Source organism: Paraburkholderia phenoliruptrix, from assembly GCF_019511605.1.
Lineage (GTDB): Bacteria > Pseudomonadota > Gammaproteobacteria > Burkholderiales > Burkholderiaceae > Paraburkholderia > Paraburkholderia phenoliruptrix_A.
In genome coordinates this window covers 188,473-209,930 of record NZ_JAEUAV010000004.1, presented here as the reverse complement: position 1 = coordinate 209,930, position 21,458 = coordinate 188,473, and the positions used below count along the sequence as shown (strand labels likewise).

At 63.2% G+C, this 21,458-nt stretch carries 16 protein-coding genes and 1 tRNA gene; 12 read left to right on the top strand and 5 right to left on the bottom strand.

Translation table 11 applies throughout. The features are described from left to right. The first annotated feature begins 479 nt into the window (after positions 1-479). The 4 genes from JNB89_RS08720 (at position 480) to JNB89_RS08705 (ending at position 4,435) form a co-directional block, all read left to right on the top strand. The gene (locus JNB89_RS08720; protein ID WP_220361919.1) at positions 480-1,499 is read left to right on the top strand and encodes a beta-propeller fold lactonase family protein; all 1,020 of its coding nucleotides are present in this window, start codon (positions 480-482) and stop codon (positions 1,497-1,499) included. Between the two features lie 94 nt (positions 1,500-1,593). After that, positions 1,594-2,589, top strand: coding sequence for a sterol desaturase family protein (locus JNB89_RS08715; RefSeq protein WP_013338736.1), 996 nt, complete (start codon positions 1,594-1,596; stop codon positions 2,587-2,589). Between the two features lie 151 nt (positions 2,590-2,740). Further along, positions 2,741-3,574, top strand: coding sequence for an EI24 domain-containing protein (locus tag JNB89_RS08710; RefSeq protein WP_013338737.1), 834 nt, complete (start codon positions 2,741-2,743; stop codon positions 3,572-3,574). Between the two features lie 30 nt (positions 3,575-3,604). After that, positions 3,605-4,435 (top strand): competence/damage-inducible protein A, encoded by an 831-nt coding sequence (locus tag JNB89_RS08705; protein WP_220361918.1) that lies wholly within the window; start codon positions 3,605-3,607, stop codon positions 4,433-4,435. A gap of 450 nt (positions 4,436-4,885) precedes the next feature. Here the strand turns inward: JNB89_RS08705 and JNB89_RS08700 are convergent, their stop codons facing one another. Then, positions 4,886-5,350 (bottom strand): rhodanese-like domain-containing protein, encoded by a 465-nt coding sequence (locus JNB89_RS08700; protein WP_220361917.1) that lies wholly within the window; start codon positions 5,348-5,350, stop codon positions 4,886-4,888. 447 nt (positions 5,351-5,797) lie between these two features. Between JNB89_RS08700 and glnA the strand changes: the two genes are divergently transcribed. The 4 genes from glnA to JNB89_RS08680 all read left to right on the top strand — a co-directional run bounded on the left by glnA (position 5,798) and on the right by JNB89_RS08680 (position 12,410). After that, positions 5,798-7,213, top strand: a complete 1,416-nt coding sequence (gene glnA / locus JNB89_RS08695; RefSeq protein ID WP_013338740.1) for a type I glutamate--ammonia ligase — start codon at positions 5,798-5,800, stop codon at positions 7,211-7,213. A gap of 142 nt (positions 7,214-7,355) precedes the next feature. After that, entirely contained in the window at positions 7,356-8,498 is a 1,143-nt protein-coding gene (gene glnL, locus JNB89_RS08690; protein WP_135894410.1) for a nitrogen regulation protein NR(II), read from the top strand. A gap of 47 nt (positions 8,499-8,545) precedes the next feature. Then, a complete protein-coding gene (gene ntrC, locus JNB89_RS08685; protein WP_135894411.1) occupies positions 8,546-10,060 on the top strand; it encodes a nitrogen regulation protein NR(I) in 1,515 nt (504 codons plus the stop codon). Positions 10,061-10,265: 205 nt separating this feature from the next. Then, on the top strand, positions 10,266-12,410 hold the full coding sequence (locus JNB89_RS08680) for a prolyl oligopeptidase family serine peptidase (protein ID WP_220361916.1): 2,145 nt from the start codon (positions 10,266-10,268) through the stop codon (positions 12,408-12,410). A 6-nt stretch (positions 12,411-12,416) separates the two neighbouring features. Here JNB89_RS08680 and xth read toward each other — a convergent pair whose 3' ends face one another. After that, positions 12,417-13,193: an exodeoxyribonuclease III gene (xth, locus tag JNB89_RS08675; RefSeq protein WP_220361915.1), complete on the bottom strand. Its 777-nt coding sequence runs from the start codon at positions 13,191-13,193 to the stop codon at positions 12,417-12,419. A 216-nt stretch (positions 13,194-13,409) separates the two neighbouring features. Between xth and JNB89_RS08670 the strand changes: the two genes are divergently transcribed. Together JNB89_RS08670 and JNB89_RS08665 are read left to right on the top strand one after the other, a co-directional pair. Beyond that, positions 13,410-13,697 carry a hypothetical protein gene (locus JNB89_RS08670; RefSeq protein ID WP_218741539.1) on the top strand — a complete coding sequence of 96 codons (288 nt, stop codon included), beginning with the start codon at positions 13,410-13,412 and terminating at the stop codon, positions 13,695-13,697. 92 nt (positions 13,698-13,789) lie between these two features. After that, positions 13,790-13,866 (top strand) — tRNA-Met (locus JNB89_RS08665). Between the two features lie 136 nt (positions 13,867-14,002). Here the strand turns inward: JNB89_RS08665 and JNB89_RS08660 are convergent. Next, positions 14,003-14,701: an aspartate/glutamate racemase family protein gene (locus JNB89_RS08660; RefSeq protein ID WP_220361914.1), complete on the bottom strand. Its 699-nt coding sequence runs from the start codon at positions 14,699-14,701 to the stop codon at positions 14,003-14,005. A gap of 226 nt (positions 14,702-14,927) precedes the next feature. Here JNB89_RS08660 and JNB89_RS08655 point away from each other — a divergent pair, with 226 nt between their 5' ends. Beyond that, on the top strand, positions 14,928-16,220 hold the full coding sequence (locus tag JNB89_RS08655; RefSeq protein ID WP_220361913.1) for an amidohydrolase family protein: 1,293 nt from the start codon (positions 14,928-14,930) through the stop codon (positions 16,218-16,220). Between the two features lie 149 nt (positions 16,221-16,369). Here JNB89_RS08655 and JNB89_RS08650 read toward each other — a convergent pair whose 3' ends face one another. Then, positions 16,370-18,487 (bottom strand): M3 family metallopeptidase, encoded by a 2,118-nt coding sequence (locus JNB89_RS08650; RefSeq protein ID WP_013338747.1) that lies wholly within the window; start codon positions 18,485-18,487, stop codon positions 16,370-16,372. A gap of 294 nt (positions 18,488-18,781) precedes the next feature. On the opposite strand from JNB89_RS08650, the gene JNB89_RS08645 reads away from it, so the two are divergent. Then, complete coding sequence (locus tag JNB89_RS08645) at positions 18,782-19,936, top strand: acyltransferase family protein (protein WP_220361979.1); 1,155 nt, start codon at positions 18,782-18,784, stop codon at positions 19,934-19,936. A gap of 324 nt (positions 19,937-20,260) precedes the next feature. Here JNB89_RS08645 and folD read toward each other — a convergent pair whose 3' ends face one another. Beyond that, a complete protein-coding gene (gene folD / locus JNB89_RS08640; RefSeq protein ID WP_220361912.1) occupies positions 20,261-21,121 on the bottom strand; it encodes a bifunctional methylenetetrahydrofolate dehydrogenase/methenyltetrahydrofolate cyclohydrolase FolD in 861 nt (286 codons plus the stop codon). Between the last annotated feature and the right edge of the window lie 337 nt (positions 21,122-21,458).

The window sequence follows — 21,458 nt, the reverse complement described above, 5'->3', positions numbered from 1 at the left end:
ATGGCAATGTGGTTGCCTGCCACTACTCATCGTGGCGCTGGATTGGCGCATTTTCATTGACCGGATCAGTCCGCCCACTCGAACGTCCACCGGGTTGAGGGCTGGACGATGAACGCGCGAGGATTGTCCAGGGTGGATTAAGTGCCAGAAATAAGCCAAATCCGAAAACTGTGAAATAAATATTTTCCGTCTTAATTTTTTGTGTAAATGAATGCGATTATCTGGACAAAATAAAGATTACTCAGAATTAATCTTAGGCGCGGCGTATTTTATTAAGCGTGTTCCCGTTTATTTGAGCCGGGAATAAGAAGAGCTTTTTTCGCTATCCAGTGCGGTGCTTTCTATGCGTTCGTCGCACCATCCCGCTAGACCCACTCGCATGTGACCCTTCATTTTCCCTGTCGCGCGGCCCGACCTACGTCAACCGCAGGCAGCGGCAAACGTTCTACAATGACAGCCGTTCTCCGAAGTGAGTTTTCATGCGTAAATTTTTTCTTCGCGGCGTGACAGCCACGTTCGCCGCAGGCTTTGCTCTCGCCGCCGCAGCAGGCTTTTTTTCTCCGGCTGCGCGCGCCAACAACGTGATCGTGCTCAATTCCGCCGAAGCCACGCTGAGCCTCATCGACGAGGCGAGCCACCAGGTCGTGGGCACGGTGCCCACGGGCAAGGAGCCGCATCACCTGATGGTGACGCCGGACAACTCTTCGCTGATCGTCGCAAACTCGGTGTCGAACAATCTGATGCTGGTCGACCCGAAAACTGGGCAGGTCCAGCGCTGGGTCGAAAACATCGAAGACCCGTACCAGATCGGCTTTTCGCCTGACCGCAAATGGCTCGTCACGACCGGTCTGCGCCTCGACCGTCTCGACATCTATCACTACGACAGCCAGAAGAACCAGATGACGCTCGCGTCGCGACTGCCCCTCGCGGTCATGCCGAGCCACATGGCTTTCACGAACGACAGCAAGACGGTCTTCGTCACGCTGCAGGTGTCCGGCGAACTCGCCGCAATCGATCTGCCCACCCAAACCGTCAAGTGGAAGATGAAGGTCGGCAAGGTGCCGGCAGGGCTGTGGATGACGCCGGGTGAGAAGTACCTGCTGGTCGGCATGACCGGCGCCGACTACGTGGCGGTGGTGGACTGGCATACGCAGAAGGTCGTGAAGACCATCCACACGGGCAATGGCGCGCACAACTTCCGCTCGCTGGCGGACGGCCGGCATGTCGCGGTGTCGAACCGCGTCGCGAGCACCATCAGCATCATCGACGAGGAGTCGCTCACCAACGTGGGCGACATCACGGGTCTGATGCCGGGGCCGGACGACATGGAACTTTCCGCCGACAAACGCTATCTGTGGGTAACGTTCCGCTTTGCGAAGCACATCGGCATCATCGACCTGAGCACGCGCAAGCTGATCCAGACGATCGCCGTGGGCCGCTCGCCGCACGGCATCTATTTCTTTAATCGGGCGCCGGTCACGGCGCCCAACGGCGCGTGATAATAGGGCCTGCCATGCCGCGTCAAAGCCGCGGCATGTTGCAAGCTCGTGTCGCGAGATAAGAGCCGCAAAGATCGAAGTCACCACCAGCGCCATGTTCCATCTGATCTTCTCTTCGCTCGACAACTTCGTCTCCTCCGCGCAGACGTTGCTGTACGTCAACGTGGTGCAGCCGCTGCTGTTCCACTTCGATCTGATGGACTACGACGAAGACACCTACGACAGCCTCTACTGGGTGATCGTGGGCATCATCGAGGTGCTGGCCATGTACGCGGTGCTGCGGCCGCTCGAGGCGCTGCGCCCGGTCGAGCAGTGGGAGAACCGCAAGGCGGTGCGGGTCGACGTGATCTACACGTGGATCGCGAAGCTCGGCATCCTGAACCTGTTTTTCTTCTTCGCGCTGCAGCCGTTTTTCGACAATGTTCAGGCATGGCTGCGTCTGCATAACATCTCCAATATCGAGTTCGACAACCTCTGGCCGGGCGTGACGACGCAGCCGCTCGTCACGTTCGTCATGTACCTGCTCGCGCTCGATTTCGCCGGCTACTGGTATCACCGCTGGCAGCACCGCATCGGCGTGTGGTGGGAATTGCACGCGGTGCATCACAGCCAGCAGCAGATGTCCCTGTGGGCCGACGACCGCAACCATCTGCTGGACGACCTGCTGCAGGCGTCGTTCTTCGCGGTCATTGCGCTGGTGATCGGCGTGCCGCCGTCGCAGTTCGTCGTGCTGGTCGCGATCACGAATCTCGCGCAGAGCGTCCAGCATGCCAACATCCGCCTCTACTTCGGCTGGCTCGGCGAGCGCTTGCTGGTGAGCCCTACGTTTCATCGGCGCCATCATGCAATCGGCTACGGTCACGAGGGCCTGAAATACGGCTGCAACTTCGGCGTGCTGTTTCCGTGGTGGGACATGCTGTTTCGCAGCGTGTCGTGGAGCCGCGACATGGAGCCCACCGGCATCAGCGACCAGTTGCAGGGCCGCACCTACGGCGAAGGCTTCTGGGCGCAGCACTGGCTTGCTTTCGTGCGCATCGGCCGGCGTTTGTCCGCGCGGCGCCGCAATGAGAGCGGCGCGACCGCGGTCTGAACCCGCCTGCCTTTCTGCCTGATGCGCTGCCGGTCTCGCCGGTGGTCGCTTGCGTGGTTTATGCTGTCCACGTTCGCGCGCGCGGTCCGCATTGGGTGGCCGCCGCGCCGCTTCCTTCATTTCATCGTTGCATTCACCGGCACCAGCTCGCATGAATGACCTTTTGCGCTCGTTCGGGCGTGCGCTCGCAAGCGCGCTCCACCCGCGCATGCTCTGGCTGACCTTCATGCCGTTTTTTGCGGCAACGGTCGGGTGGGGCGTGATCCTGTGGTTTTCCTGGCAAACGCTGATCGGCGCGACCCGCAGTTGGCTCGAAAGCTGGTCGTTTACCGTCACGCTTTACCATCTGTTCGACTCGCTCGGTTTTTCAGCGCTGCACGCGGCCATTGCGCCGTTCCTCGTGATTGCGATGACGATCCCGCTCATTGTCGTGACCGTCCTCCTGCTGATCGCGACGCTGTCGATGCCGGCCGTCATCCGCTTTCTGGCGACGCGCCAGTTCGCCGGCCTGGAAATGCGCCGCGGCGGAACGTGGTACGGTAGCCTCGGCCAGGCGCTGTGGACGACGCTGGTATGCCTCGTGCTGCTCGTCGTGACGCTGCCGCTGTGGCTCGTACCGCCGTTTTTCGCGTTGATTCCGCCGCTGCTGTGGGGCTGGCTGACCTATCGCGTGATGACCTACGACGCGCTCGCGCTGCACGCCACGCGCGACGAGCGGCGCGCGCTGGTGCGGCGCTTTCGCTTGCCGCTCCTGCTGATCGGCGTCGCGAGCGGCCTGCTCGGGTCGCTGCCCACGCTGGTGTGGGCGTCGTCGGTGTGGCTGGTGGTGCTGTTTCCGGTCGTCACGGCGGTGACGATCTGGATTTACGCGTTCATCCTCGTGTTTTCGGCGCTGTGGTTCGGCTACTACTGTCTGCGGGCGCTGCAGCGCATGCGCGCGGACGAGGCCGGCGGCGTGCGGCAGACGGCCCCGATTCCTTATTGATCAACGAACCAGACAACCAAAGAGGCGGCAATGGCATTTGGCGTCATCATCATCGGCGATGAAATCCTGTCGGGCAGGCGCGTCGACAAGCATTTGCCGAAAGTCATCGAACTGCTTGGCGCGCGCGGGCTGTCGCTCGGCTGGGCGGAGTACATCGGCGACGATCCGCAGCGCATTACCGCGACGCTGCGGCGCACGTTCGAGTCCGGTGACATCGTTTTCTCGACGGGCGGCATAGGCGCCACGCCCGACGACCACACGCGTCAATGCGCGGCAGCCGCGCTCGGGGTGCCGCTGCAACTGCATCCGCAGGCGCAGAAGCTGATTCAGGAGCGCATCCGCGACATGTATCCGGCGACGGCTACTACGCCGCTTGACCTGAACTCGCCGGAGAATCTGCATCGGCTGAATATGGGCACGTACCCGCAGGGCGCGGAGATCATTCCGAACGGCTACAACAAGATTCCTGGCTTCTCGATCCGCGAGCATTACTTCGTGCCGGGCTTCCCGGTCATGGCATGGCCGATGATCGAGTGGGTGCTCGACACGCACTACGCGCATCTGCACCACGCCATGCCGCACGCGGAGAAGTCGTTGCTGGTTTTCGAATTGCCGGAGTCGCGTCTCACGCCGCTCATGGAGAAGATCGAGCAGGACTTTCCGGGCGTGCGGGTGTTCAGTCTGCCGAGCGTGGGCGACGCGGAGCGCGGCGGCGTCTATGCGCGCCATCACATCGACCTGGGTGTGAAGGGCGAGCCGGAAGCGGTAGCCGCGGCGTTCGTCAAGCTGCGCGAAGGGGTGCACCTGCTCGGCGGCGATATTGTCGAGCACGAGGCTGCGGCGGCAAAGCCGGGCGAGTGAGCGACGGAGGTGGCCTGGCTCGGGTCGGGCGGGGTAGCGTTCGCTGGACCGGTGCGCCTGGTTGCTGTGGCTTACTGGTGAAGCTGACTGCTGCGCCTGATTGTTTATCGAGTCTGACTGGTGCAGCGGACTGCTGGGGCTGGCTGCTCGGGCGTGCTGCTGAGGCTCACTGCTCTGGCCATTCGTCGAGCCTGAATGTTGGCCCGGCCGCCAGGCTCGGCCGTCGCGCTTCCTCAATGAGCCGGCAAGCGCTGCAAGTAAGCGGCAAAAGTTCGGGCGCGACCAAGGCTCGTCTCGCGCGGGCTTCAGCGTCGATCTCAGGCTGCTGAAGCCCTCAAGCTCTCAAGCCCTCAAGCCCTCAAGCCCTCAAGCCCTCAAGCCCTCAAGCCCTCAAGCCCTCAAGCCCTCAAGCCCTCAAGCCCTCAGCCCTCAGCCCTCAGCCCTCAGCCCTCAAGCCCCGATCCACGGCAGACCGCGGAAGCACCACCCGGATACGGTCTTGCGATGCCCTTGGCCGTCCTTGTCGCCTTCGAATCCTTCCAGCAGGTCATAGGCGTGCGAGAAACCGGCCTGCGCCGCGGCGATCGCAGCCAGCTTCGAGCGCGCGGCGCTGCGACACAGAAACAGCACCGGCGTGTCCGGCGACGCAACCTCGCTCAACTGAGGCAGGAATTCGGGGTTCGGTATGGCGCCCGGATAGCGCGTCCATTCGACGTGCGCATACTGTCCATCGCCGATCACCGGCCGGCCGACCCAGTCGAGCTCGGCGCGCGTGCGCACATCCACGAGACGCGCGCGCGGATCGAGTTGCAGTAGCTCGAACGCCTCCGCCGGCGAGAGCGCGCCGGCATACGGCAACTGGTTTTCGGTGCGGCGTTTGTCCGCTTGCGAGTACAGCTGTTCCAGCGTGCTCATGGCTCGGTCTCGTCGGTCAAATGATTATTCTAGCGCGGCGCTTCGGCCGGGTGCGGTCCATGCCAACTGCCAGGACGCCCTCACAAAAGACGGCGGCGAGAGCCGCCTTGAAGCCCTAAACTGGTGCAATATGCGCAATGCGCACCAAAACAAATCGTCAGAGAGGGCGTGCCGCCCAAAACGCACATTTCTGGTGCTCAACCTCGGTTGCCGATATAAGGGCTGCATACCCTTCGGTGCGCGCATTCCCCGCCAGCGCGCGCGCCCGATGCTGGCGCGCCGACTTGGCGCATGCATGGCACGGTTGCTGCTTTAATCGTCCCGATCGATCTGCCGCGGCTAATTTTCACATTCGCAGTTCACGATACAGGGGTGGACGCGCCGGGACGGGTCAGCTAGATTGGGCGGCGGCTAAACCCGCCGAATTCGTTAATCAGGAGATAGGTTATGAGTAAATCCGTGGCCGACGTCGTTCAACTCGTCAAAGACGAAGACGTCAAGTTTGTCGACTTCCGTTTCACCGACACGCGCGGCAAAGAGCAACACGTTTCGGTGCCGGTGTCGGCATTCGATGAAGACAAGTTCGAAAGCGGCCATGCGTTTGACGGTTCGTCGATTGCCGGTTGGAAGGGCATCGAAGCATCGGACATGTTGCTGGTCCCGGACGCGAACACGGCCTTCATCGACCCGTTCTACGAAGAGTCCACTCTGGTGCTGACCTGCGACGTCGTCGAACCGGCGGACGGCAAGGGCTATGAGCGCGACCCGCGCTCGCTCGCCAAGCGCGCTGAAGCCTATCTGAAGAGCTCGGGTCTGGGCGACACCGCCTTCTTCGGTCCGGAGCCGGAATTCTTCATTTTCGACTCGGTCCAGTGGAACACGGACCAGTCGGGCTGCTTCGTCAAGATCGGTTCGGAAGAAGCACCGTGGTCGTCGTCGAAGGAATTCGAAGGCGGCAACACCGGCCACCGTCCGGGCACGAAGGGCGGCTACTTCCCGGTCGCTCCGGTCGACACGTTCCAGGACATGCGCTCGGAAATGTGTCTGCTGCTCGAGCAGATCGGCATTCCGGTCGAAGTGCACCACCACGAAGTTGCGGGCCAAGGCCAGAACGAAATCGGCACCAAGTTCTCGACGCTCGTGCAACGCGCCGACTGGCTGCAGCAGATGAAGTACATCATCCAGAACGTCGCGCACACGTACGGCAAGACGGCTACGTTCATGCCGAAGCCGATCGTCGGCGACAACGGTTCGGGCATGCACGTTCACCAGTCGATCTGGAAGGACGGTCAGAACCTGTTCGCGGGCAATGGCTACGCAGGTCTGTCGGAATTCGCGCTGTTCTACATCGGCGGCATCATCAAGCATGCTCGCGCGCTGAACGCGATCACGAACCCGTCGACGAACTCGTACAAGCGTCTCGTGCCGCACTTCGAAGCACCGGTGAAGCTGGCTTACTCGGCACGCAACCGTTCGGCATCGATCCGCATTCCGCACGTGTCGAATCCGAAGGGCCGCCGTATCGAAACGCGCTTCCCGGATCCGATGGCCAACCCGTACCTGTGCTTCTCCGCGCTGATGATGGCGGGTCTGGACGGCGTGCAGAACAAGATTCACCCGGGCGAAGCCGCCGACAAGAACCTGTACGACCTGCCGCCGGAAGAGGATGCAAAGATCCCGACCGTGTGCGCCGGCCTCGACCAGGCTCTCGACGCGCTGGACGGCGACCGCGAATTCCTGACGCGCGGCGGCGTGTTCACGGATTCGATGCTCGACGCGTACATCGAACTGAAGACGAACGAGCTGCAGCGTTATCGTCAGTCGGTGCACCCGATCGAATTCGAAATGTACTACTCGCTGTAAGCGGCAATGGCGCTTCGCCTTTCGAATGGCGAAGCGCGTTGTCCGACGCTCGCGATCGGTCACGAAGGGACGGCGGCGCCGTCCCTTTTTCGTTAGACCGGCGCAGGGATTTGCCACCATCTCCTATCGGCCAGACTGCAAGATGGTTCTAAAGAATCTGATCAAGACGAGAAAAGGGCACGTCGAGACACTGTCGGACGATGCACAGCTGGTTGCGTCCGGACTGTTGCCGGGCTTCGAGGCACTGCCGACCGTCGTGCTGATACTCGAAAAGCGCACGCTGCGAGTGGCGTTCGCGAATCCGTCGGCGGAGTCGATGCTCGAGCTTTCGCGCAAGCAGCTCATGCAAATGGCGTGGCCCGACATTTTCTCGAATGCGGACGAGCTCGTCGCGACCATCACCGCGATTGCCGCGCACCGTTTCCACGCGACGCATCTGGACGCCGTACTCGAGCGGCCCGGCCACGAGCCGCTGCACGTGCACGCGATTGTCGGTTTTCTGGAAAACGCGCAAGACTATGTGCTGCTCGAACTGTTCGAGAACGAGCGGCATTTGCGCACCGACCGCGAGGAGCGCATCAACGATCTCACCGCGGTCAACAAGCAACTGATTCGCAACCTCGCGCACGAAATCAAGAATCCGCTCGGCGGCATTCGCGGCGCGGCGCAGTTGCTCGAATTCGAACTGGGCGAGCGGCAGCGCGACGAGTTGCGCGAATACACGCAAGTGATCATCAAGGAATCGGACCGGCTGCAAACGCTGGTCGATCGTCTGCTCGAGCCGCATCGTCATCCGCATATCGTCGGCGACGTGAACATTCACGAAGTATGTGAGCGCGTGCGCCAGGTGATTCTCGCGGAGTTTCCACGCGGCCTGACCATTGAACGCGATTACGACGTGAGCGTGCCGGATCTGCGCGGCGACAAGGAGCAACTGATCCAGGCGCTGCTGAACATCGTGCGCAACGCGGCCGAAGCATTGCGCGAACGCATCTCGCAAGGCGACGCGCGCATCGAGCTGCGCACGCGCATCGCGCGCAAGATCACGATCTCGAAACGTTTATGTAAGCTGGCACTGGACTTGCATATCGTCGATAACGGCCCGGGCATTCCCGAGGACATTCGTGACCGCATTTTCTATCCGCTCGTATCGGGGCGCGAGGATGGCAGCGGTCTCGGCCTGACGCTCGCTCAGACCTTCGTGCAACAGCACGACGGCCTGATCGAAGTGGAAAGCCGGCCCGGCCATACCGAGTTTCAGATTCTGCTGCCGCTCGACTACTGACACGCCTGCGCACATCGCAAGCATCTCAAGACTTCTGACAGACCTATATGAAGCCGATCTGGATAGTAGACGACGATCAATCGATTCGCTGGGTGCTTGAAAAAGCGCTCGCTCGCGAAAACTTCGCGACTCGCAGCTTCGCGAATGTGCGCGAGGCGTCGGCGGCGCTCGATCACGAAAGCCCGCAGGTGCTGGTGTCCGACATCCGGATGCCGGGAGGCTCTGGCCTCGAATTGCTGCAAACCGTGCGTGACAAGGTGCCGGGCCTGCCGGTCATCATCATGACGGCATTTTCCGATCTGGATAGCGCGGTTGCCGCGTTCCAGGGCGGTGCGTTCGAATATCTCGCGAAGCCTTTCGACGTCGACAAGGCCGTCGAGCTAATCCGCCGCGCGGTGGACGAAAGCATGCGCGGCGAACAGACGTGGGACGAGCGCGTCGCCGATGCACCTGAAATGCTCGGCCAGGCTCCGGCGATGCAGGACATGTTTCGCGCGATCGGCCGCCTGTCCCATTCCGCGGCAACCGTGCTCATTACCGGCGAATCAGGCACCGGAAAGGAACTGGTTGCTCGTGCATTGCACCGACATAGCCCACGCGCGAACGGTCCCTTCATTGCGCTGAACACCGCGGCAATTCCCAAAGACCTGTTGGAATCCGAACTATTCGGTCATGAGCGCGGAGCGTTCACCGGCGCGCAGGCGATGCGCCAGGGCCGCTTCGAACAGGCCGAGAACGGCACGCTGTTTCTCGATGAAATCGGCGACATGCCGTTCGATTTGCAGACCCGCTTGCTGCGTGTGCTGTCGGACGGCCAGTTCTATCGCGTGGGCGGGCACAATCCGCTGCGCGCGAACGTACGCGTGATCGCGGCGACGCACCAGAATCTCGAGTCGCGCGTGCGTCAGGGGCTGTTTCGCGAAGACCTGTATCACCGCCTCAATGTCATCCGTCTGCGATTGCCGGCGTTGCGCGAGCGCAGCGAAGACATCCCGCTGCTCACGCGACACTTCCTGCAAAAGAGCGCGCGTGACTTGGGCGTGGAGCCGAAGCGCGTGTCGGAGGAAGCGCTCGCCTATCTCGCGTCGCTGCCGTTTCCGGGCAACGTGCGGCAGTTGGAGAACCTCGCTAACTGGCTCACGGTGATGGCGCCTGCGCAGACCATCGAGATCAAGGACTTGCCGCCGGATCTCGGCCCCGCACAATCCGGCGCGACGGATCTCGCCGCCGGCGGCGCGGTGCTCGGCGCTGCGGACGCAAGCCTCGCGGCGACTGCGCCGCTCAATGGCGCGAGCCCGGCCGCGCAGTTGAGCCCGGCGGGCGGCATGCCGGTCGCCGCGCCTGTCAGCGCATGGGAAGGCGGCCTGCGCACTGAAGTCGCGCGCCTGTTGCGCGAAAATTCGGCAGACGTCATGGACGAACTCGCGCGCCGTTTCGAAGCAGCGGTGATTCGCGAGGCGCTCGACTTCACGCGTGGGCGCAAGGTGGAGGCGGCTGAGCGTCTTGGCATTGGCCGCAACACGATTACGCGCAAGATTCAGGAACTCAATCTCGAGCCCTGATCGCACCTAGCTGCAATGCGGCGGCCGGGCCGGGTTGTTGCCGGGTTCTTGTCTGGTCGGGGCCCGGTCGGCCGCCGTCGCGTGCGCGGCTTTGCGTCCGCGCGGCAACGCTCATGCGCCGTGAATTGCGGCGCAGGCCGCACCGCAGCCGCGGCTCTTTACCCGGCAAGGCATAATCAACGCTGTTTCCCTCCAACAGCCTACGATGCCTTCCGCTTCTGCCGTTCCCTCACCCTGGCCGCTTTCCCCCGATCCGTTCCTCTGGCTCGAAGCGCTCGACGACCCCAAAGCTCTCGCATGGGTCGAGCAGCAGAATGCCCGCACCCGCCGCGCGTGGTGCAGCGGCGCGCCATTCGAGACGCTGCGGCAACGGCTGGCCGACGCCTACCTGCCTCGCGAACGCCCGGTCATTCCGGACAGATGGAAAGAGTGGGCGTACGACCTCTGGCAGGACGAGCGCAACCCCAAAGGTCTGTGGCGGCGCACCAGTTGGGCAGCGTGGCGCGCCGGCAAGCCTGACTGGCAGAACCTGATCGACTTCGACGCGCTAGGCGCGGCCGAACGCACGCCGTGGGTGTGTGTCGAGCTCGACATTCTTTATCCCGACGGCGATCGCGCGCTGATCACTATGTCGCCCGGCGGCTCGGACGCGCTGGTGGTGCGCGAGTTCGACATCGACGCGCGCCGTTTCGTCGACGACGGTTTTGCGATTTCGAAGGCGGGCAAGCACACCGCATCGTGGATCGACCGCGATACGCTTTACGTCGGCTGGGACAATGGACGCAAGAGCCTCACGCGCTCCGGCTATCCGCGCGAGGTGCGGCGCTGGACGCGCGGCACGGCGCTCGCCGACGCGCCCGTGGTGTTCAGGGGCGCGTATAGCGACATCGGCGTGGAAGCACACTACGATCCGCTGGAAGAGCGGCATACGGTGGTGAGTAGCGTCGATTTCTTCGACTCGCACACGTATTACCTCGACACTACCAAGGCGGCCGCTAGTGCCACCGATGCGTGGCGTCGTTACGAGGTGCCCTCGCATGTCGCGGTGAGCGGCTGGCAGGGCTGGCTGTTGCTCGAGCCGCGCCTCGACTGGCATTTCAATGATCTCGAGTACCCGGGTGGCGCATTGCTGGCGATCCGCGAAGACGCGTTCCTGCGCGGCGAGCGTGCGCTCACGCCGCTCTTTCTGCCCACGTCGCAGACTTCCGCGTGCGAATGGACGCATACGCGCAGCCAGCTCATCCTCTCGTATCTGGAAGACGTGCGGAACAAGACCTTGCTGTTCGCGCCGACACAATCCGCCGACGGCACATGGCAGTGGCATCAGCGCGTTTTCCCGTCGCGCGAAGACGGCCAGGCGGAGGTCTCGCCGGTGGAAGCGACGCTGAATGACGAGGTGTTCGTCGATACCGACGACTACCTGCAACCGCCGGCGTATTGGCTCACGGACCTTGCCCGCGATGATCTCAACGACTGGGAGCTGCTCGACCGCTGGCCGACGCAATTCGACGCGGCGCGCTTCGCGGTGACGCGCGGCCATGCCGTGTCGGCGGACGGCACATGTGTGCCTTACACGGTGATTGGACCGCGCGAGATTCAGGCTGCTGAGCACGCAGACAAGAGAGAACAGCCGGGCGCCGCCCCGAAGGCGCGGCCGTGCCTGTTAAGCGGCTATGGCGGCTTCGCGATTCCTTTGCTGCCGAGCTACCTGACGGGGCAGGGCATTGGCTGGCTGGAGCGCGGCGGCGTGTACGTGGTCGCGCACATACGCGGCGGCGGCGAATTCGGCACGCGCTGGCATACGGCGGCGCAAGCCGGGCATCGGCAACGCGCGTTCGACGATTTCATCGCGGTGGCCGAAGCGCTCGTGGCAAGCGGCGTGACGAGTGCCGTGCAACTCGGCATTCAGGGCGGCAGCAACGGCGGACTGCTGGTGGCGGCGTGCATGGTGCAGCGGCCTGAGCTGTTCGGCGCCGTGGTCTGCGAAGTGCCGCTGCTCGACATGAGCCGCTATCACCTGTTGCATGCGGGTGCTTCGTGGATCGACGAATACGGCGATCCCGACAATCCCGACGACGCGCGCGTGCTTGCCGCTTACTCGCCGTATCACCGGGTGTCGGCGGGGGTGAAGTATCCGCCGGTGCTGTTCACCACCTCGAGCGCCGACGACCGCGTGCATCCCGGCCATGCGCGCAAGATGGCCGCGCGCATGCAGTCGCTCGGCGTGGACAACGTGTGGTATCGCGAGAACACCGAAGGCGGCCACGGCGGCTCCGACGAACTGGAGCAGGCCGAGCATGATGCAATGGTGTTCGGATTCTTGTGGCAGACGCTGGCCGTTTCGGCTTGAGGTCTATCAGCTAAGCTGCGCGACGACCGGTGCGTGGTCCGACGGCTGATCCCACTTGCGCGGCACCTTGTCGACTTCGCATGACGTGCAGGTTTCGGCAAGCGGCTTCGACAGCAGAATGTGGTCGATGCGCAGACCCGCGTTGCGGCGAAACGCCATCATCCGGTAGTCCCACCACGAGTAGATTTTTTCGGGCTGCTCGAACTGACGGAACGCGTCGACAAGGCCCAGCTCGGTCAAGCGCACGAACTCCGCGCGTTCTTCCGGCGACACCAGATTCTGGCCTTCCCACGCCTTGGGATCGTGCACGTCGCAATCGTCCGGTGCGATGTTGTAGTCGCCAAGCAGCGCGAGCTTTGGATACAGCGCCATTTCGCTTTGGACCCAGTCGTGCAGCGCAGCGAGCCAGCGCAGCTTGTAGGCGAATTTGTCGGTGCCGGGCGCCTGGCCGTTCGGAAAGTACGCGGAGATGATGCGCACGCCGTCCACGGTTGCGGCGACCACGCGCTGCTGCAGGTCGTCAAAGCCCGGAATGTTTCGCACGATGGTGGTTTCGTCGACGCTGATTCCTTCGCGAACGAGGATGCCTACGCCGTTGTACGTTTTCTGGCCCGCGAACCAGCTCCGGTAGCCCTTCTCTTCCAGCTCCGCACGCGGAAACTTCTCGTCGGGGAGTTTCAGTTCCTGAAGACATAGCACGTCGGTGCGGCTCGTTTCGAGCCAGTCGATCACATGCTGTTGGCGGACCTTGAGAGAGTTGACGTTCCAGGTAGCGATTTTCACGGGAAATTCTCGGGCTGAATGGCGCAGGAGCCGTAGCTTACCAGCGTGTACGCACGGCAGACGATTTTCGCGCGGCGAGGGCGCGCACGGCCGGACTGAAAATAAAAAGCCGGGGCGTGCGACACGCGGCGTATAGTAGGGATCACACTCACAGGTTGACTGCTCAGTCACCAGCGCAGTCACCAGCGCAGTCACCAGCGTGCAGCGGAGGGCATCATGGCTCGAACCTACCCGGAAATTTATAAGGACTTCGAAGTGCATCCGCTGGTTTTTTCGCGGGAATTCGGCAAGTTCGACGGCCACAAGCGTGATGCCGAAGGCTATGACGTCGCGGTGCGCGTGTGTCGGCCGGGTGCGATCAGCGGGTCGAACGCGAGCCGCGTGTTTCGTCTTGTGCTGCCGGTCACGTTTGCGGACTTCGGCGTGGCCAAGCGCAGTGCGAGCCAGTACGGTGCGGACATTATCGACGGCAAGATCGAGGGCGCGACGGTTCAGGATCTTTGATGGTGCTGGCGCGAGCTTGCATGCTTCGCGAGGAATTCGTGCGCGATTGTTTGACGTTTTACCTGCGTCCCTATACAATCTCTTTTCTCTGACGCGGGGTGGAGCAGTCTGGCAGCTCGTCGGGCTCATAACCCGAAGGTCACAGGTTCAAATCCTGTCCCCGCAACCAAGCATTGCTGAAGCCCGCTGGCGTGAGCCACGCGGGCTTTTTAGTTTCTGGCGCGAGAATTGGCGCGTCAGCAGGCTGCGGTCAATGACGGCACTCGCCCGCCTCAGTTGCCCGCCTCTGTCACCCTTACTCGACCTCACTCAGCCTCGATCGCCCACTCCACCGCCGCTTGCGCATGCAACGCCGTGGTATCGAAAACGGGCAGCACCGAGTGTTCCGGCTTGATCAGCAACGTGATTTCTGTGCAACCAAGAATCACTGCCTGCGCCCCGCGGTCACGCAGCGATTCGATCACGCCTTGATACACCTCGCGCGATTCGCGCTTCACGTCGCCATGACACAGCTCGTCGTAAATGATGCGATGCACGTCGGCACGGTCCGCTTCGTCCGGTACCAGCGTGTCGAGGCCGTAGCGCTCGCGCAGCCGCCCCGTGTAGAACGTCTGCTCCATCGTATAACGCGTGCCGAGCAGGCCGACCCGCTCGACGCCCGCGGCGCGCAACGCGCTGCCGGTCGGATCGGCGATATGCAGAAACGGCACGTGAATGGCCCGTTCAATCGATTCATACACGCGATGCATGGTGTTCGTGGCAAGCATCACGAGTTGCGCGCCGCCGCGCTCCAGTTGGCGTGCGGCGTCGGCCATCTGCTCGCCGAGTGCGTCCCAGTCGCCGGCACGCTGGTCGGCTTCGACCCGTGCGAAATCGACGGTCAGCATCAGGCTGCGGGCGTTGTGATGGCCGCCCAAGCGCGCCTTGGCGTGACGGTTCAGCAGCCTGTAATACTCGGCGGACGACTCCCAACTCATCCCGCCAATCACACCTATCGTTTTCATCTGCGCACACCCGAATCGGTAACAATGAGCCGAGTATAGGCGTGCTGCCGCCCCCGTTGCCGATACGGATTTCGTCGTGCCCGCCGGTACGGAACAACAGGTCAGCCTGTGCACGCAATACCGCACGTAGCGCCGCAGGACCCTGAATAAAAGCCGCAGCGCCTTTCTGACGCCGCTAGAATCGTCATCAGTCACGACGCCAACGCCCACAATAAAGGAGCGGGATATGGACCTGATCATCCGCCGCGCGATGCTGCCGCCACGCTTCGCGCCGCAAACGAGGCATGCGGTCGACATCGGCATTGAAGCAGGGCGCATCGTTGCCGTGGAGGCGCGACTGACCGCCGTGGCGCGCGAGGAAATCGACGCCGCGGGCTCGCTCGTCACGCCACCCTTTGTCGATCCGCATTTCCATATGGACGCCACGCTCTCCTATGGCCTGCCGCGCGTGAACGCGTCGGGCACGCTGCTCGAAGGCATTGCGTTGTGGGGCGAACTGAAGCCGCAACTCACGCAAGAGGCGCTGATCGAACGCGCGCTGCAATATTGCGACTGGGCGGTGGCGCGCGGGCTGCTGGCAATCCGCAGTCACGTCGATGTTTGCGATTCGCGCCTGCTCGCCGTCGAGGCGCTCGTCGAAGTGAAGCGCCGCGTCGCGCCATATCTTGATCTGCAACTCGTGGCCTTTCCGCAAGACGGTGTGCTGCGCAGTCCTGGTGCTTTCGAGAACCTGAAGCGCGCCATCGCAATGGGTGTCGACGTGGTGGGCGGCATTCCGCATTTCGAGCGCACGATGGCTGACGGCGCGCAATCCGTGCGCATGTTGTGCGAGTACGCGGCGGAGCAGGGCTTGCGCGTGGACATGCATTGCGACGAGTCCGACGATCCGCTCTCGCGTCACATCGAGACGCTCGCAGCCGAAACGTTGCGTCTCGGTTTGCAAGGGCGCGTAACGGGCTCGCATCTCACGTCGATGCATTCGATGGACAACTACTACGTGAGCAAGCTGTTACCGCTGATGCGCGAATCGGGCGTGTCGGCGATCGCGAATCCGCTCATCAACATTACGTTGCAGGGACGCAGCGACACCTATCCGAAGCGGCGCGGCATGACCCGCGTGCCGGAGATGATGGCGGCGGGCATCAACGTCGCGTTCGGTCACGATTGCGTGATGGACCCGTGGTACAGCCTCGGCTCGGGCGACATGCTCGAAGTCGCGCACATGGGCTTGCACGTCGCGCAGATGACGGGCGTGGAAGGCATGCACGCATGCTTCGACGCGGTGACGGCAAACGGCGCGCGCATTCTCGGTCTGCAAGACTATGGCGTTGCGCCGGGCTGCGCCGCGAACCTCGTGCTGCTCGATGCGCGCGACCCCGTGGAGGCGATCCGCCTGCGCGCGGCGCGCCTTGCAGTGATAAGCCGTGGCAAAGTGGTGAGCCGCGCACCGGCGGCGCGCGCCGCGCTGTCGCTGGAAGGGCGCCCGGCCGAGGTGGATTTCAAGCTGCATCGCGATTGAGTGTCGCGCAGCGGATAAAGCGCACAAACAATCTCGCGCGCCAACAAAAAGCCGGTGCCCGCTCACGCGGGACACCGGCTTTCTCCTTGCGGCGCTGGCACACCAGAACCAGTGCCGCGCCCTTTTCGTCAGCAGTTCACGCCAGCCGATCAATGCGTCGCGCTGGGCGCCATGCCGTTATGGCGCAGCAACGCGTCGATGTTCGGCTCGCGTCCACGGAACGCCTTGAACGATTCCATTGCCGGGCGGCTGCCGCCCACTTCGAGAATCTCCTTGCGATAGCGCATGCCGGTCGTCTGGTCGAGTACGCTGCCGCTTGCTGACTGCGCCGCTTCTTCGAATGCCGCATAAGCGTCGGCGGACAGTACCTCGGCCCACTTGTAGCTGTAGTAGCCCGCCGCATAACCGCCCGCGAAAATATGGCTGAACGTATTGGGCCAACGCGAGAAGGGCGCTTGCGGCACGACGTGAAAGCGCTCGTTAATCTCGCTCGCAAGTTGGGTCGCGTTCTTCGCGCCGCTCGCGTCGAAGCCGGTATGCAATTGCATGTCGAACATCGAGAACACGATCTGCCGCAACGTGCCGAGTCCGCTCTGGAAATTCTTCGCGGCGAGCATCTTGTCGAACAGTTCGCGCGGCAGCGGCTTTGCGGTCTCCACGTGCGACGTCATGTCGGAGAGCACGTCCCACTCCCAGCAGAAGTTTTCCATGAATTGCGACGGCAGTTCAACTGCGTCCCACTCGACACCGTTGATGCCCGACACGCCGAGCTCGTCGACACGCGTGAGCATGTGATGCAGCCCATGGCCGAATTCGTGGAAGAGCGTAATCACTTCGTCGTGCGTAAAGCAGGCGGGCTTGCCGCCGACCGGCGCCGAGAAGTTGCAGGTGAGATACGCAACCGGCGTTTGCACGCCGCCGTGCGTATGCTTGTGACGGCCGCGCGCGTCGTCCATCCACGCGCCGCCGCGCTTGCCTTCGCGTGCGTACAGGTCGAGATAGAACTGCGCGACGAGGCCGCCGTCCTGATTCTCGACGCGGAAAAAGCGCACGTCCGGATGCCAGACGGCCGCTTCGTCGCGGCGAATGCGCACGCCGAAAAGCGTCTCGGTCACCTTGAACAGGCCTTTGAATACCGCGTCTTCCGGGAAGTACTGCTTGACTTCGTTTTCGGAAAACGAATAACGCTTCTGACGCAGGCGTTCGGCGGCAAACGTCATGTCCCAGGGTTGCAGGTCGGCAAGACCGAGCTCGCCCGCTGCGAATTCGCGCAACTCCTTCCAGTCCTGCTCCGCATGCGGACGTGCGCGCGTCGCGAGGTCTTCGAGGAAAGCCATGACCTGTTCCGGCGACTCGGCCATTTTCGGCGCGAGCGAGACTTCGGCGAAGTTCCTGTAGCCGAGCATCTGCGCTTCTTCCGCGCGCAGCTTCAATTGCTCCGCGAGCACGGACGTGTTGTCCCATTCGGGTTTGCCGTTGCCGTATTGCGGACCGAGTTCGGACGCACGCGTTACGTACGCACGGTACATGGCTTCGCGCATCGGACGGTTCTCCGAGTACTGCATGACTGGGAAATACGACGGGAAATGCAGCGTGAATTTATAGCCGGTCTTGCCTTCGCGTTCGGCCGCTTCTTTCGCGGCTTCAATCACGTCTTCGGGCAGGCCTGCGAGTTCGGCCTGCTCCGCGCCGTTGCCGGCTTCGACGAAATACGCATAAGCGTTGGTCGCATCCAGCACGTGGTCCGAAAACGCTTTGGACAACGCCGCCTGGCGCTCCTGCAATTCGGCGAAACGCGGCTTCTGGTCTTCAGGCAGTTCTGCACCGGACAAGCGGAAATCGCGCAGCGCATTGGCAAGAATCTTTTTGCGCTCGCTCGTGAGCGAAGCGAATTCGTCGCTCGCATTCAGCGCCTTGTACTTCTCATACAACGCGAGATTCTGTCCGACGCTCGACCAGAACTCGGTGACGCGCGGCAGGTTTTCGCCATACACGGCGCGCAGCTCGGGCGTGTCCGCGACCGCGTTCAGATGGCCGACGATGCTCCACGCGCGCGACAGCGGTTCGGTGGCGCGCTCGACGGGCTCGACCACATCGGCCCACGAAGCGGGCGTAATGGGCGCGGCCGCGCGCTCGACGGCGGCTGCCGCGTCGGCGAGCAGCACGTCGAGTGCGGGCGTGACGTGTTCGGGGCGGATTTCGCCAAAGCGCGGCAGGTCGGAGAAATCGAGGAGCGGATTGTCGTGATTCGAGACGGTAGTGGACATGAGGCTTCCTGTCTGACGCGAGTGAACGGGTATTCGGTACTTTAACCGGTGCAGGGCGCGGTGCGCGCGGCGGCGCCATCTTGCACCTGTCATAGACGTTATTGGGGCGGATAGGCCGATTCCAATCGTCGGCATACAAATTACCAGATGTGGCGGCCCGCGGCGCTTTTGTGCGAAAGCGAACGGTGCGAAATGGTGCCGCGCCGCATGCTGACGTGTCTGCCGCCCGATTGCCGGGTGAAACGCACAGCAACCGAAGCGGCGCTTTGCGCCGCTTTCCTGCCAGAGGTATCGATGCATCCGCTTTCGCACGCTCTATCGCGTAACGGCAACAACTTCGACCTCGTGCGGCTCGTGGCCGCCGTGTCCGTCGTATATGGCCATTCGTACCTGCTGCAGGCGCCTGACGGCACGAGCGACTGGGTCGAGAACGCGCTCGGTTTCGACGGTTTCGGCGCGCTCGGCGTGTATGCGTTCTTTCTGCTGAGCGGCATGCTGGTGACCGCGAGCTTCGACCGGCAACGCTCGGTGCCGCGCTTTACGGTGCTGCGCATCGCACGCTTGTGGCCGGCTGTGGCGCTCGGCTCACTGGTGACGGTGTTCGTCGTCGGGCCGCTGTTCACGACGCTGCCGCTGCGCGAATATTTCAGTTCCGGCATGACTTGGGCGAATCTCGACAACTTCTCCACCATCGTGATGAAGTCCGGCTGGGCGCTGCCGGGCGTGTTCGAGCACAACCGCTTTGCTGTCTCGGTGTGCGGGCCGCTGTGGACACTGCCGATCGAAGTGCGCTGTTATCTGATCGTGCTCGTGACCGGCATGCTCGGCCTCCTGTCGAGCCCGCGCGGCACGGTGCTGGCGGCGGCGCTCGGCATTGCCGCGTTCGTGTTGCGCGTGCATTTGCCGCCGCATCTGACGCCGCATGCGCTGCCGCTCGTGCAGATCGGTTTGCGCGACTTCAGCGAAACGCCCGGCGGCTATTCGTTCTGGCCGGAGCCGTTTTTCATGCTGGGCATGCTGCTGTATGGCTTGCGCGAGCACATCAGTATCAACGGCCTGGCGGCGCTCGCCTTCACGATGGTGTTCCTGGTGTTCCGCGATACGGCGGGTGCGCAACCGCTGTTCTACCTGGCATTTGTGTACGGCGTGCTGTGGGTCGGGACGACGCCGCTCATGCGGCGATTCGTGCCGCGCCATGATTACTCGTATGGCATCTACCTGTATGGCTTCATGGTGCAGCAATGCGTGGCCAGTCTTGCGCCGCAGTTGAACCATGTGACGGCTGTGCTGATCGCCGCGCCGGTGATCCTGCTGTGCGCGGCGCTCTCGTGGCATTGCGTCGAGCGGCCGGTGCTCACGTGGTGCCGTGGGCGTCTTGCACGTCGGCGAACGGTGCGGGTCGAAACGGCGCCCGTGGCAGAGCGGGGCGCGGGGCAAACCGTCCGCTGAAGTGGCAGAGAGCGGTTGGCTCCAGCAGTTACGAGAGCGAGAGGGGAAGCGCGCGAGGGACGTAGACATGCGCGAGGGCTGGAGATTTTGCGTGGCGCCACGATCTGTATGCAGCGCTACAGGCAGGACAGCGGAAAGGGCCGAAAGGGCCGAAAAGCGGAAAGGGCCGAAAAGCGGAAAGGGCCGAAAAGCGGAAAGGGCCGAAAAGCGGAAAGGCGATTCAACCGGATCGCGCAGTGGATCGAGGTAGGAGCGTGTAAAGCAGGTTGCGTAGCGAGTTGAAAGCGCGGGGCTAGCAGGTGCCCAGCGCTTTCCTTTTTCGCGTCAGCCGTTCTTCGCCGCCTCGCGCTCGGCGGCTTCAATCGTGTTCACCAGCAGCATCGTGATGGTCATTGGACCGACACCGCCCGGCACCGGCGTGATGTAGCCGGCCACGTCCTTCACGCCCGCGAAATCCACGTCGCCGCACAGCTTGCCTGCTTCGTCGCGATTCATGCCCACGTCGATCACCGCGGCGCCAGGCTTCACCATGTCGGCGGTCAGAATGTTGCGCAGGCCGGTGGCCGCGACCACGATGTCGGCGTTGCGCGTATGCGCGGCCAGATCGCGCGTCTTGCTGTGGCAGATGGTGACCGTCGCGCCGGCTTCGAGCAGCAGCAACGCCATCGGCTTGCCGACGATGTTCGAGCGGCCGATCACCACCGCGTTCGCGCCTTGCAGAGGAATGTCATAAGCCGCGAGCATTTTCATCACGCCATACGGCGTGCATGGGCGAAACAGCGGCTGGCCCGTGAGCAGCGCACCGGCGTTGGCGACGTGAAAACCGTCCACGTCCTTTTCCGGCGCGATTGCCTCGATCACCTTGTGGCTGTCGATATGCGGCGGCAGCGGCAGTTGCACGAGAATGCCGTGAATGAGCGGGTCGCGATTCAGTTCGTCGATACGCTCGAGCAGTTCCGCTTCCGACAGGTCCGCCGGATAACGGTCGAGCGACGAACCAAGACCGTTGTCGTGGCACGCCTTCACCTTGTTGCGCACGTAGACTTCGCTGGCCGGATTGTCGCCGACCAGCACGACGGCGAGGCCCGGCTGATGGCCGCGGGCGGTGAGGGCGGCGGCGCGCGCGGCGACGTCGGCGCGCAGTGTCTTCGAGAGGGCTAGGCCGTCGATCAATTTGGCAGTCATGGTCGGTCGAGAGGGGCAGTGTGGTAAGCGGAGCAGCGCGCGTGCCGTGGACGATGGCGTTTTTCAGCAGCAACCGGTCGGCACATGAAAAGCGCGCGACGCCACTTCGCGGTAGGCGTCGCTGCGAAGTCCGTCATTATACCGGCGCGAGCGGCGAGGCCCACGACGTCCGCGCTGACAGATGTAAGGCGCGGATGCAATGCGCGGATGCAAGGCGCCGCTGCGCGAGGCGAGCAAACAACGGGAAGGTCCGGATGAAAACCCGGCGAGACGCCGGACAGGGCAGTCCGGCCGGAAGTGCGCGGCGCGCCGCGGCGAATGCCGCGCGCGCCGCCGG